Source organism: Rhizobium aethiopicum (assembly GCF_900094625.1).
Taxonomy (GTDB): Bacteria; Pseudomonadota; Alphaproteobacteria; order Rhizobiales; family Rhizobiaceae; genus Rhizobium; species Rhizobium aethiopicum.
In genome coordinates, this window is the sequence record NZ_FMAJ01000005.1 from 63,229 (window position 1) to 75,578 (window position 12,350).

The following is a 12,350-nucleotide window of genomic DNA, read 5'->3' on the forward strand; positions in this document are numbered from 1 at the left end:
GTCCGGATGATGAGCGCTTATTCGAAGTGCCGGCGCCGGGCTTGCAATTCCGAAGTCAGGCGACTGCCTTGCTGGCCCTCTCCGTCATCTGCTTTCCTCGTCGCCAATCAGCAATTCATCGCTGGATGACGGCTCCAATGTAAACGGATAAATATGTCAACGTCGCTCACCGAGAAATTTCGTCCAAAACTGCACCTGACGGCCAAGTACGGATGGATCAACGATCCGAACGGCTTAATTAAAGTCGATGGTATCTACCACGTCTTCTACCAGCATGATCCGAACAGCATCCATCACGGGCCGATGCATTGGGGCCATTCCAGTTCGCGCGACCTGGTAAACTGGGAGCAACATGAGGTGGCGCTCTTTCCTGACGGGAACGGGACATGTTTCTCCGGCTGCGCGGTTGAAACAGACGACGGCAAGATCAAGCTGATCTATACATCACACAGGTTGGATGAAGCCGGAAAGGATTTTCAGCAGCAATGCCTCGTTCATGCCGACCGCGCGCTTTCGAAATTCGAGAAGGAACCAAGCAACCCGATCATAAAGAATTCAGGCCTGGGATGCTTCCGCGACCCGAAGGTCTTCTGGCACGCAGAAGGCGGCCGCTGGATCATGGCACTCGCCCATGGGGAAACGATCGGACAGTCGATCGGCTTCCACTCGTCAGAGGACCTGATTAACTGGACCTTCGAGAGCGAATTCGGCAACGAAGACGGCCGTCACGGGAGTGGCCCGTGGGAGTGCCCCGACCTGTTGCCGATGGTTGCACCAGATGGCAGCAAGCATTGGGTGTTGGTGGCCGGCATTGGCGATGAGGCTTATGCCCCGGGGTCCGGCACGATGTATTTCATCGGCAAGTTCGACGGGAAAACCTTCACGAATTCAAACCCTCGAGAGACAGAGCTATGGCTCGATTACGGCCGCGACTATTATGCGGCTCAGAGCTTTTTCGGCGCCCACAAGGATGCGCCGCTTGCGCTCGCCTGGTCGAACAACTGGAAATATTCCCAGCAGACACCGGCGGAGGAATTCAGCGGGCTGATGTCGCTGCCCCGCCACCTCCGCTTGGTGGAAACACCGGACGGCCTGCGTCTCAGCTCCCTCGTGCCGGAATCCGTATCGAGTGCGTTTTCGACGATCGACCTGTCTTCCGGGCAAGCGCAGCCGGCTTCCGGAACCTATCGTCTCGAAGAGACGATTTCTCTTGCGCCAGGCTCACAGGTGACACTGAGCTTGTTCGGGGCCGATCGTCCCCAGTTTACATTTGTTCGCGACAAGAATGGGCGCACGCGCATCCGCCAGGTTCGCGACGCCTATGGCGACATGAACGAGTTCGCGCATGATTATGATATCGACGCCGGTAATCTCGGGGCGTTTACACTTGAGGTGTTCGTCGATAATGGCCTCGTCGAGCTTAACCTCGACAAGCTTATCTGGACGACAAACGTCTATTATCCCGATACGCCGGCGGGCGCGGTCACTCTTACTGAAATTTAAGACCGACTGGGAGCCGTCCGGCTTCGATTTAAAGATCGCAGGATTATTCGGCTTCGTCGACGCGATTTCGAAACTTATCCGACGATAGAGAACGGGACCTCTACCGTTCAGGTCGAGCCTTCCTGATGCGGCAAGTCGACGATGCTGAGCATGATTGCGGCATTGGGGGACGCAATTTCAGGCCAGATCGTGAACGCCTTCGACACGATCGAATAAGTTGCGGCATGGCGTTCCGCATCGGTTGTCGAGCTGGCGATGAATGAGCTTGGTTATCCATCGCACTGAGATCCGACGGCAAGCCAGCAGCTCGCCGCTCAGCGCTTGTTACGGCACGAAAAACTCCGCCGAGGCGGAGTTTTTTAGAAATCAGTGGCTCGAGATCAGCGGCCCTGCACTGCGCTGCGGATATCTTCCCGCCGCAGGCCCACATCTGCCAGCGCATGGTCGTCAAGGACGCTCAGCTCGCGGATAGCGCGGCGCTTGGCTGCATAGTTTTTTACGCGTTCACGAATATTCATGCTGATCATCTCCGTATGGTGTTGATGAACATATAGGCATTTTTCTGCCCATTTTGAACGCATTGCTCTGCATTAGAGGCATGCGTTCGGCGCAGGCCACGCTTGATTGATGGTGACCTCTTCGCCGCACGTGACGCTCAACCCAGCTGCAATAATTCACCAGCAGCTGCGTCATTGTTGGTGCATGCCTAGTCGAGCTAGAGGTGGCTGGCGCGTCCCGAATGACGCCGCGCAACAACCGAACACATTTCGCTATTTTACATTCGTCTCTATGGTGGGTGAAAGAGAGGCGTCGTGTCGCTCGACGGATGTGCACGAGGCATTCGCTAAAGACTCCTGTGCACCGGCCTTCATGCGCCCGCTCATTCGTACGCTCGATGCAAGTTTGAAACTTGAGAGGAAATAAGTTGCATATTGCTCATGCTGCCCTTTGGACTCCCGATCTCGATCGACAGGTCGCATTTTGGGAGAGATATTTCGGTGCTGAGATCGGCGGGGCCTACCATAGCAAGCGTCGGGAAGGCTTTGTTTCCAGATTCATCAGGTTTGCAGGCAATGGGGCCGAGCTCGAGCTTATGACCGGGCCCTGGATCGAAGCCGACCAGGACCGGGAAGCGTGCGGATGGGATCACATCGCCGTCTCTCTCGGAAGTGAGGGGGCGGTTGATGAAATGGCCGAAAGGTGCAGAGCCGACGGGATTCTGATTTCAGGTCCACGAATGACGGGCGACGGCTATTATGAAGCTGTCATCGCCACGCCCGACGGCTCGCGCGTCGAGATAACCGCATAAAGCCACAAATCCGGTATGCGAACGCGTCCCACGCAGGGCATCGCGGTCGTTCTCCATTGATCAACTGCGGCCACTGCCGATTCCGAAGGAAGTGAGATCCTCCAAGGATGCCTTCGCGACGGCGCGCCAGCCGGCAGCGCCGCCAACGTGAGTACCAAAGCCGGGCATCAGGGTCCCTCCCCTTTCGGGGTCGGTCGCGATGCTTCGTCAAGTTCGCAGGCGACCGTTTGCTGGCACGATGGTAAGATGGCGATGGTTTACTCTAACGGCACAAGCGACCGGAATTCTGTAAGATCGCGGCAGCGCACAGTCCCTGGTGGGAAGAAATCAGGCGCATCCGGAGCGACCACAGCCAGGAAGGGAATGCCGAGTTCGACGGCAGCGTCAAACTCGGTTCGGGAGTCGCCGACCGCCAGCACCTCTGCGGGAGCGCATCCCTCTCCTTCGAGGATCCTGCGGAATTCGTCGATCTTGGTCTTTGGCGAACCGGCGACCGATGCGAAACATCGGACGAGGCTGCGATGCTCAAGCACACGCTTAAGATCGAGGTCCGGCATGCCCGAAACAAGGTGAAGAGGCACACGACCGTTCAGGCGTTCAAGAAGCTCTTCTGCGCCCTTGACGAATGGCGCCTCGATCATCGCGTTGTCGATGATCGAGGCGAAGCGTTCGCAGAGATCGTCGATCCGCTTTGGATCCACACTCCTGCCGAAAACATGTTGTTCAAAATATTCGAATTTCTGCCGTCGGCCTATACCACCGTTTCGCTCCTGATAGTCGATGACACACTTGATCTTGCGCTCGTCCTCGCCTTCGTAGCACGAGGCAAATGCCAGGGTTTTCGCGCGTGCCGAATCTAGGATGACGCCGTCGAAATCGAATATGATCGCTGCGGGTTGCCTGTCGATTGCCTTGCGCAATATCAGCCTCGCTTCACGGTTACTTTGCTTTCGGCTTAAGCCGCAACCTTGAGGGGCGTGTCAGTGCCTTCGGGTCCAGTATCTGGTCAATCAATTCTGGCGACAGTGTATGGTCGGCTTCCAGAACTTCGCGCATGGTCCGGCCCGTCGCCAGGATCTCCTTGGCAAGTGCCGCCGCACGCTCATAGCCGATCAGTGACGTCAGGGCCGTCGCAAGCGCGGTGCCCGCCTCGAGGTTCTGACGGCACCGCTCCTCATTGGCAACGATGCCGCGTACGCATTTCTCATCGAGCGTTCGCAGAGCATTCGTCATCAGCGTCATTGACTGCAAGAGATTAAAGACAATGACAGGCTCGAACGCGTTGAGCTGCAACTGGCCGGCCTCAGCCGCCAGGGTGACGACCAGATCCGCGCCGATGACTTGAAAGGCAACCTGATTGACGACTTCGGGAATGACTGGATTGACCTTCCCCGGCATGATCGATGAGCCGGGCTGCATCGGCGGGAGGCTGATCTCCCCCATGCCACCGCGGGGGCCGCTCGAGAGCAGCCGAAGATCGTTTGAGATTTTTGAGACCTTGACAGCTGTTCTCTTCAAGGTGCCAGAGAAGAGAACGAAGGCGCCGGTATCCCAGCAGGCCTCGACGAAATCACTTGCAGGTTTGAGCGGCACGTCGGCAATCTTGGCGAGTTCGGCGATTGCAAGAGTGGCGTAGCGGGGATCGGCGGTGATACCGGTGCCGATTGCAGTGCCACCGAGATTGACCTCCTGAAGCAGGGCAGCAGCATCTTCAAGCCTCTGTATATCCTCGCGTAGCGTCACAGCGAAGGCCATGAACTCCTGCCCGAGGGTCATCGGAACGGCGTCCTGCAGCTGAGTGCGACCGAGCTTAACGACCTCACCGAACTCATGCGCCTTGGCCTCGAAAGCATCGGCAAGAGCCGAGATCGACGATGAGAGCTGCTTGTAGCTTAGGAGAACGGCGAGCCTTATAGCTGTCGGATAGACATCGTTGGTCGACTGCGAAAGATTAACGTCATTATTAGGATGAACGACGTCGAAGCGACCGCGCGGCAGGCCAAGATGCTCGAGCGCCCTATTGGCGATGACTTCGTTCATGTTCATGTTCGTGGACGTTCCCGCACCACCTTGAAAGACGTCGAGGTTGAACTGATCCATCAGAAGGCCGGCAGCGATATCGTCGCAGGCAAGTGCGATGGCATTACGCTTGTCCTCCGGCAGGTCGCCAAGCTCGCAGTTTGCAACGGCAGCAGCCTTTTTTACGAAGGCGAGTGCCTTGATGAACAGCGGGTAGTGTCCGATCGGGATCCCGGAAATCTGGAAGTTGCTCATCGCGCGGGCCGTCTGCGCTCCGAAATAAGCGGCCGCCGGCACGTCGACGGAACCGAGCGAATCGTATTCGCTTCGCGTCTCGGCCGAGGTTGGAACAAGTGAACTTTCTTCCATGCAATATCTCCGATGCCTGATCACAAAGGCTGGTGACGAGGAACCGTCCGTCACCAGCTACAACCGCCTGGGAGGTGCAACGCTTCAAGGCGATTAGTTCACCGTGTGCGGCAGGGTGTGTGGCCTCTTGCCGAGCTTGATAAAGATCGATTTCACCTCGGTGAACTCAAGAAGACCGTCCATGCCGTTCTCGCGCCCAATGCCGCTCTCCTTATAGCCGCCGAACGGCATCTGCACGACGGTCTCCAGGAAAGTGTTGACCGAGACCGTGCCGCTCTTGAGTTCGCGTGAAACCTGAATTGCTTTGTCTATGTCCTTGGTCCAGAGGCCATTGCCGAGACCATAATTGGTGTCGTTAGCAAGCTCGATCGCCTCGGCAACCGTCCTGAACGTGGTGACGGCAAGAACCGGTCCGAAGATTTCCTCGCGGAAGATTGTCATGTTCGGCGTGACGTTCGAAAAGATCGTCGGACCAACGTAGAAGCCCTTTCCGAACTCGCTGTCGGTGAGGCGCTTGCCTCCGATTTCTAGCTTGGCACCTTCCTTTAGACCGGACTGGATATAGGATAGAACTTTCTCCATGTGCTGTTCATGGATCAAGGCGCCGAGGTCCGCTTCGGGGTCTTCCGGCAGACCGATACGGATCTTCTTCGACCGTTCGACGAGCTTTGCGACGAATTCGTTGGCGATCGACTCCTCGATCAATAGGCGGGTCCCCTGAACGCATTCCTCACCCTGGTTGAGGATGTAGCCCAGGAGCACGCCGTCCAGGGCAGCATCGATGTCGGCGTCGGCGAAGACGACGTTGGCTGCCTTTCCGCCAAGTTCGAGACCAACACGTTTCATTTGTTCGGCTGCGCGGGCGGCAATGTGCTTGCCGACCGCCGTTGATCCAGTGAATGAGATCATGTCAACGCCGTGATGACCAGTCAGCGCCTCACCAACGGCCTTGCCCGAGCCGGTCACGACATTGATGACGCCGTCCGGAATCCCCGCTTCCTTGGCAAGGGCAGCGATCTCAAGCGTGGTGCTGGAGGTCAGCTCGGACGGCTTGATCACCACCGTGCATCCCGCCGCGAGCGCGAACGGCAACTTCTGGAACAACGTCACAAGCGGGAAGTTCCAAGGGGTGATCATACCGATGACGCCTCGCGGCTCACGTACCACCATTCCGAGATTGGCATCGCCGGCATTGTTGACGAGATCGCTCGGGATCTGCCAGGCAAGCGCGGCTGCATAGCGGGCAAGCTCGATCGACCATTCCGTTTCGCCCTTGCCGAAACGGATCGGCTTGCCGACTTCTTCGGCTTCCATCTTCGCGAGTTTGTCGATATCGCGAACAAGCAGCTCGATCCAGCGACCGATGGCCTTGGCGCGTTCGCCGCCCGGCAGGGCAGACCAGATCGAGCGATCGTCGAAGGCTCTTCTGGCGGCCTTTACGGCAAGGTCGACTTCTTCCTCGCCACTGTCTGCGAAGCGGGCGAGAAGCACGCCATTAGCGGGAGAGGTCCTCTCGACCATGGCTGAGGCCTTCAGCCAGGCACCGTTGATCCAGTTCCCATACTCGCGGACGTTCATCATCGTCTTTCCCTTTAGTTCCGAATTTCGATTACTGGCGGACTACTACGTCATCATTGGCAACGACACGCAGCAGTTCGGAAGGGGCAACGACACCGATCGTGTCGCCGGCCCGGACCTCAGTGCGATCGGTGACAATCACGAATTTGACGTCACCAACGCTCACATAGATGTTGGTCGTCTGACCGAGCGGCTCCACAAGCTCCACGAGTGCATCGGTCGAACCTGCCTTGCCGGCGGTCGTGACCGCGAGATGTTCCGGGCGGATCCCGAGCAGAAGGCCACCCTTGGAATCAACGACATTGGACGCGAAGGACCGTTCCTGCTCCGACAGGGAGTGGGCAAAGCCGGGGATGACGCAGGTCACCGCCGAGCCGGATTTGAGCTGCGCCGGAAAGAGGTTCATCGGCGGCGAGCCAATGAATTCGGCAACGAAGCGGGTCTTCGGACGGTCATAGACTTCGAGCGGAGAGGCAACTTGTACCATGTTTCCCTTGCTCATGACGGCGATCCGGTCGGCCATCGCCATTGCTTCGATCTGGTCATGGGTAACATAGATCGTTGTGATGCCAAGATTGGTCACGAGCTTCTTGATTTCCGTCCGCATGACGGCGCGCAGCTTGGCGTCTAGGTTCGAAAGGGGCTCGTCCATCAGGAAGACCTTCGGGTTGCGCACCAGAGCACGGGCGAGCGAGACACGCTGACGTTGGCCACCCGACAATTGCGATGGCTTGCGCTGAAGATATTCGTGCAGTCCAAGCTTCTCCGCGGTTTCCTCTACCTTGCGGCGGCGGCTCGTCTCGTCGAGCTTGCGGATCTTCAGCGGAAATTCGATATTCTTGAACACCGTCATGTTCGGGTAGAGACCGTAGTCCTGGAATGCCATCGCGATATCGCGGTGGCGCGGCTCGGCATAGGTCATGTCCGCGCCGTTGATGCTGATGCGTCCTGACGTCGGCAGTTCAAGGCCCGCGACCATACGCAGCGTCGTCGTCTTGCCGCAGCCCGACGGGCCGAGCATGCAGAAGAATTCGCCGTCTTTGATGTCGACGGACACGCCGTTGACGACCCGCAGCGGACCGAATTGCTTGGTGACGGTATCGATATGAATAGCCATGATTGGGCTCCTTAACCTTTAACCGCGCCGAGCGTCAGACCGCGCACGAGGTAACGTTGCATCAGAAGGACGAGAACGACGACCGGTAGCGACATCACCACCCCGGCAGCCGAAGCAAGACCCCAGGCGATCGCCTTCGGCTTGATCGCGTTGGCTGCAATGACAGGCAGGGTCTTGGCTTCCTGAGAGGTCAGCATGCTGGCCAGAAGGAACTCGTTCCAGGCGAACATGAAGACGATGACCATAGTTGCCGCAAGACCCGGCAGCAGCAATGGTAGCGTCACCCTCCAGAAGGTCTCGAAACGGCTGCAGCCGTCAATCATCGCGGCTTCCTCGATAGACTGCGGAATGTCCTGGATAAACACGCGCATGACCCAGACGACGAAGGGCAGGCCCGAAAGCGCATAGGCAGCCGTCAGCAGCCACGGCGTGTCGAAAATGCCCAGCTGCCGGGCAATGATGAACATCGGGATGACGGAGACGATCGGCGGAAGCATACGGATCGACAGGATCTCGAAGGCGAGAACTTCCTTGCCCTTGATCTCGAACCTGGCGAGTGCGTAGGCCGCCATGGTGCCTGCGGCCATCGCTATTCCCGTCGACATGCCGACGATCAGCGCGCTGTTGATCAGCGCATCCCAGGCGTTAAGCTCGGTAAAGAGCTGCCGGTAATTGTCGAGGGTCGGACCAAAGGACCAGATCGGCGGGAAGGCGGAGATGTCCACTTCGGATTTGAACGAAGACGAAGCCATCCAGTAGATCGGAAACGCGAAGAACAGTGCACCGGCGATCGCGAGTACATAGGCGGTGATACCGCTCAGACCCTGCTTGACGAAACTTGCATTTGACATCGTCGCGCTCCTCAACGGTTTTCTTTGTCGGCAACCAGCTTGAGGAAGCCGGTCACATTGACGAAGACGATGACAATCAGAAGGATGATCAGCAGCGCGATCCACGACAGTGCTGAACCGTAGCCGAGATCGAAGATGCGGAAATTGACGCGCTGCAGGTAAACGCTGAGGAGGTCGGTCGCGAAATCCGGGCCGCCACGCGTGATGATATAAACAGTGTCATAGGTGCGGAAAGCATCGACGATGCGCAGCAGCGTAGCGATGACGATCACCGGCTTCAGCATCGGCAAGGTCACATGGATAAAGGTGCTCAGATGGCCGGCGCCATCGATCTGGGCAGCCTCGAAAGGGCTTCGGGGCAGCGAACGAAGGCCTGCGAAAATGATGATGAACATGAACGGCGTCCACTGCCAGACGTCGACGAGGATGACTGATGCCAGCGCCCCGCTCGGCGAGCCGGCCCATGCAAGCGGCGCGATGCCGATGAAGGACAAGAGGTAATTGAGGATACCGAGATCGGGCATCATCATCGTGCGCCAGACAATACCGACGGCGATCGGCGTAATCAGCATCGGAATGAGCAAAAAAGTCCGCAGAAATAAGAAGCCGGGCCTGTTCTGGTTGAAAAGAAGCGACAGCAGGACGGCCAGCGTCAGCGAGATGCTGACGCTGACAGCCGTGAACAGGAGCGTCAGGGTGACCGAATGCCAAAACTGACCATCGCTGAAGGCGCGGACATAGTTGCCGACGCCGATGACGGAATAGGTCGTGCCGAACGTTGGATTGTAGTTCGTCAGCGAGATGTAGAGCGAATGCAGCAGCGGGTAGAGCCCGACCACATTCATGATGATAAGGGTCGGCGCGAGCAGCAGCCACTGCACGTTCTTCTCGCCTGCGCGAACTGCTTTTGTTGCACCGATCGCCGCCGGTGCAATCCCGATGGAGCCAGCCTTGGCCATAACAGATTTCCTTTTGGAGGGTCACGGCACGACGATGCCGTGACCGAAAAGTTGGCAGTTAGGATCGGATGACGGAGGCCAACGCCTTTTCGGCATCATCCATGGCTTCCTGTGGCGTCTTGCGCCCATTCACACCCGCGAGAATGTTCTCGTAAAGCACGCGCTGGACTTCCACGGCATTGGTGAGCCGGTACGGAGGAATGCTGACGGGCGAGGTTCCACGTTTGTTGAAATCGCGGAACGCCTGGAGCATCGGCACTTTGGCCAGAACCTCGTTGCTGTCGATATCGGACTGCAAGCATAGGGAGGACTCGCCGCCCTCGCGGAAGAGCTTGTAGGCTTCACCCTCGCTCATCCACTTCAGGAACTTGTAGGCTTCAGCCTTATTTTCAGACGCGGCGTTGATGAGGATCGACCAGCCGCCGATCATTGACTGCTGAAACTTTTCCGTCGGAGCGACCGTATAACCGAACTTGCCCTTGTGCGGGCCGTCCTCGATGCCAACGATAACGTCTGACCAAGTGACCATCATCGCAGCCTTGCCCTGCTGCATGGTAGAGGATCCCTCGGCATAGTCGAAGCCTTCGACACCTTTCGGCGTGAACGGCAAGACTTCGCGCAGCCGTTCGATCGCCTTGGCGCCCTGGCCTTCCGAGTTGAAGACGACCTTGTTGTTTTCATCAAGGACTCCATCATCATGCGGCTCGATCTTGGTCATGCCCATAAGGCGGCTGCCCCAGTCGCCGCTCATATGTGCATCCTGGCCACCGAGCATCAGAACGTTGCCGGCAACCTCGCTGGAATGCAGCTTCTGGGCTGCGTCACGGTATTCGTCCCAGGTTTCCGGAACCTTGGTGATGCCGGCCTTTTCGAACAGGTCCTTGCGATAGACGAAGACCGGTGTCGTCATTGCCACCGGCAGGCCCCATCGTTTGCCTTCGTATTCGGTGTATTGGGTGGAAGCGGGTGAGAGCTTGCCGACGGCAATTTCCGGCAGCGACGCATCCTCGGCCCGAATGTCCTCGAATGCGCTTGCCCAGCCGTTGCGCAGCGGCTGGCGGATCCAAAGATTGTCCGTGGTGAAAATATCAAAGGTAGTGGAGCCCTGGCTGAGCTCGATCAGTAGCTTCTCGTAATGGGCTTCGTAGGCGTTGGATTCGCCCGTGATCTTGGCGCCGGCATAGGCGTTTGCAACGCTGCCCGTCAGAGCGTTCGACCATGCGACGTTGCTGTTCAGGACATTGACAGCTGCGGCGGCGGCAAAGCTGCGACGTGCCGGGAGCAGTGCGTATGCCGCAGCCCCCGCGGCCAGCGTCCGCATCAAGGCACGCCGAGACAATTCACTGGAAAAAGGCCCTTGTGTCATATCAGTTCCCCTTATTTTGAAGGACGCTCTCGGCGAGTTTTCTTCCGTGCCGAGTAAACGTTTTCACAAAAACACCGGGCTTCCGCTTTGTCAATGCGGTTTTTGTGGACGCATTGAAATTGCGCAAATATAAATAAGCCAAACCTGGGCCGGCCCAACGTGCTCAGATGCAAGGAGCCATGAGCTATTATGAAGAAAATGCCAGAAAATTTGCGACGCGCGACGATCCATGACGTCGCCAGGGCCGCAGACGTATCGATTGCAACGGTGTCGCGGGTGCTGAACAAGCCCGAAAGGGTGAATCGAGAAATGCACGATCGGGTAATGGCAGCAGCCTCTGAGCTCGGCTACACCACAAATTCTGCAGGAAAAGCCCTGAAAATCGCTCGAACACGCACGATCGGAACGCTTCTGCCGCGGCTTGACGATCCGATCTTCTCGGAAATTGCCCACGGCGTTCAGGAGACACTGTTCGCCCATGATTACGTCGGCTTCCTGCAAACATCAGGCTATGACAATAGTCAAATATTTGATGCGGTCTTTCGGTTATTAAATCGAGGTGCCGAGGGAGTACTTGTCTTCGGTCGAATAGATGATGAAAAATTACTTGCGTTTATTAAGAATAATCACGTTCCAATCCTGCAGATCTATTCGTATCTTGAGGGCAATCCCCTTCCTTCTGTCGGAATCGACAACTATGCATCGACCCAAAAAATCGCGCAGCTGATGTTGCAGCTCGGGCATCGGGAGATTGCTCATATTTCGGGGCCGACCAAGGGCAACGACCGTCAGCAATCGCGGCGCAGGGCCTACGAGGACACGATGCAGGCCAATGGACTGAAGACAACGATGCAGATGGTGCAGCCTGGCTACACCATCAATGACGCCGGGCAGGCGTTCCGGAGAATTCTTGAAGAAAACCCAAAGGTTACGGCTGTTATATGCGCTACAGACCTGCTCGCCTGTGGCGTCCTTGCCGAATGCCGAAAGCTCGGAATCGGCGTCCCTAATGACATCTCAGTCTCGGGCTTCGAGGATGTCGCCTTCGCCTCGCTGCTTTACCAGCCACTGACGACGCTTGCGGTTCCCTCAGGCGATATGGGCCGTTACGCGGCGCGCGCAATGATCGCGAATCTCGAGGAGGGTCAGAAGCTCACCTCGATGCAGTTCGAAACAAGCCTCATTCTGCGCGACTCAATCGCGCGGGCTCCGAGCGGTTCAAACAGAGCCGCTTGACGCTTTTCGAGAAAACGTTTACTCCTTTTCTGGTAAGAGAGCC

11 protein-coding genes are annotated in these 12,350 nt (G+C 57.5%); 3 read left to right on the forward strand and 8 right to left on the reverse strand.

Going from position 1 to position 12,350, the window contains the following annotated elements; genetic code table 11:
* Nucleotides 1-153: 153 nt before the first annotated feature.
* The gene (locus tag GA0061105_RS12405; protein ID WP_092750387.1) at nucleotides 154-1,503 is read left to right on the forward strand and encodes a glycoside hydrolase family 32 protein; all 1,350 of its coding nucleotides are present in this window, start codon (nucleotides 154-156) and stop codon (nucleotides 1,501-1,503) included.
* Between the two features lie 380 nt (nucleotides 1,504-1,883).
* On the opposite strand, the gene GA0061105_RS12410 is transcribed toward GA0061105_RS12405, so the two are convergent.
* Nucleotides 1,884-2,021: a DUF1127 domain-containing protein gene (locus GA0061105_RS12410; RefSeq protein ID WP_092750876.1), complete on the reverse strand. Its 138-nt coding sequence runs from the start codon at nucleotides 2,019-2,021 to the stop codon at nucleotides 1,884-1,886.
* A gap of 407 nt (nucleotides 2,022-2,428) precedes the next feature.
* On the opposite strand from GA0061105_RS12410, the gene GA0061105_RS12415 reads away from it, so the two are divergent.
* Nucleotides 2,429-2,812, forward strand: a complete 384-nt coding sequence (locus tag GA0061105_RS12415; protein ID WP_092750388.1) for a VOC family protein — start codon at nucleotides 2,429-2,431, stop codon at nucleotides 2,810-2,812.
* A 257-nt stretch (nucleotides 2,813-3,069) separates the two neighbouring features.
* On the opposite strand, the gene GA0061105_RS12420 is transcribed toward GA0061105_RS12415, so the two are convergent.
* The 7 genes from GA0061105_RS12420 to GA0061105_RS12450 all read right to left on the reverse strand — a co-directional run bounded on the left by GA0061105_RS12420 (nucleotide 3,070) and on the right by GA0061105_RS12450 (nucleotide 11,026).
* Nucleotides 3,070-3,732: an HAD family hydrolase gene (locus tag GA0061105_RS12420; protein ID WP_092750389.1), complete on the reverse strand. Its 663-nt coding sequence runs from the start codon at nucleotides 3,730-3,732 to the stop codon at nucleotides 3,070-3,072.
* Nucleotides 3,733-3,751: 19 nt separating this feature from the next.
* Nucleotides 3,752-5,200 carry an aspartate ammonia-lyase gene (locus GA0061105_RS12425; RefSeq protein ID WP_092750390.1) on the reverse strand — a complete coding sequence of 483 codons (1,449 nt, stop codon included), beginning with the start codon at nucleotides 5,198-5,200 and terminating at the stop codon, nucleotides 3,752-3,754.
* A 93-nt stretch (nucleotides 5,201-5,293) separates the two neighbouring features.
* The gene (locus tag GA0061105_RS12430; RefSeq protein WP_208601642.1) at nucleotides 5,294-6,781 is read right to left on the reverse strand and encodes an aldehyde dehydrogenase family protein; all 1,488 of its coding nucleotides are present in this window, start codon (nucleotides 6,779-6,781) and stop codon (nucleotides 5,294-5,296) included.
* A 28-nt stretch (nucleotides 6,782-6,809) separates the two neighbouring features.
* On the reverse strand, nucleotides 6,810-7,895 hold the full coding sequence (locus tag GA0061105_RS12435) for an ABC transporter ATP-binding protein (protein ID WP_092750391.1): 1,086 nt from the start codon (nucleotides 7,893-7,895) through the stop codon (nucleotides 6,810-6,812).
* 11 nt (nucleotides 7,896-7,906) lie between these two features.
* Nucleotides 7,907-8,746 carry a carbohydrate ABC transporter permease gene (locus GA0061105_RS12440; RefSeq protein WP_092750392.1) on the reverse strand — a complete coding sequence of 280 codons (840 nt, stop codon included), beginning with the start codon at nucleotides 8,744-8,746 and terminating at the stop codon, nucleotides 7,907-7,909.
* Nucleotides 8,747-8,757: 11 nt separating this feature from the next.
* Nucleotides 8,758-9,705, reverse strand: a complete 948-nt coding sequence (locus GA0061105_RS12445) for a carbohydrate ABC transporter permease (protein WP_092750393.1) — start codon at nucleotides 9,703-9,705, stop codon at nucleotides 8,758-8,760.
* A gap of 58 nt (nucleotides 9,706-9,763) precedes the next feature.
* The gene (locus GA0061105_RS12450; RefSeq protein ID WP_167358545.1) at nucleotides 9,764-11,026 is read right to left on the reverse strand and encodes an ABC transporter substrate-binding protein; all 1,263 of its coding nucleotides are present in this window, start codon (nucleotides 11,024-11,026) and stop codon (nucleotides 9,764-9,766) included.
* Between the two features lie 234 nt (nucleotides 11,027-11,260).
* On the opposite strand from GA0061105_RS12450, the gene GA0061105_RS12455 reads away from it, so the two are divergent.
* Nucleotides 11,261-12,307 carry a LacI family DNA-binding transcriptional regulator gene (locus GA0061105_RS12455; protein WP_092750395.1) on the forward strand — a complete coding sequence of 349 codons (1,047 nt, stop codon included), beginning with the start codon at nucleotides 11,261-11,263 and terminating at the stop codon, nucleotides 12,305-12,307.
* The last annotated feature ends 43 nt before the right edge of the window (nucleotides 12,308-12,350 follow it).

Coding starts and splice junctions, on each gene's coding strand:
- GA0061105_RS12440 (WP_092750392.1), bottom strand. CDS start 8,746: ATGTCAAATGCAAGTTTCGTCAAGCAGGGTCTGAGCGGTATCACCGCC.
- GA0061105_RS12410 (WP_092750876.1), bottom strand. CDS start 2,021: ATGAATATTCGTGAACGCGTAAAAAACTATGCAGCCAAGCGCCGCGCT.
- GA0061105_RS12455 (WP_092750395.1), top strand. CDS start 11,261: ATGAAGAAAATGCCAGAAAATTTGCGACGCGCGACGATCCATGACGTC.
- GA0061105_RS12450 (WP_167358545.1), bottom strand. CDS start 11,026: ATGCGGACGCTGGCCGCGGGGGCTGCGGCATACGCACTGCTCCCGGCA.
- GA0061105_RS12430 (WP_208601642.1), bottom strand. CDS start 6,781: ATGATGAACGTCCGCGAGTATGGGAACTGGATCAACGGTGCCTGGCTG.
- GA0061105_RS12435 (WP_092750391.1), bottom strand. CDS start 7,895: ATGGCTATTCATATCGATACCGTCACCAAGCAATTCGGTCCGCTGCGG.
- GA0061105_RS12405 (WP_092750387.1), top strand. CDS start 154: ATGTCAACGTCGCTCACCGAGAAATTTCGTCCAAAACTGCACCTGACG.
- GA0061105_RS12425 (WP_092750390.1), bottom strand. CDS start 5,200: ATGGAAGAAAGTTCACTTGTTCCAACCTCGGCCGAGACGCGAAGCGAA.
- GA0061105_RS12445 (WP_092750393.1), bottom strand. CDS start 9,705: ATGGCCAAGGCTGGCTCCATCGGGATTGCACCGGCGGCGATCGGTGCA.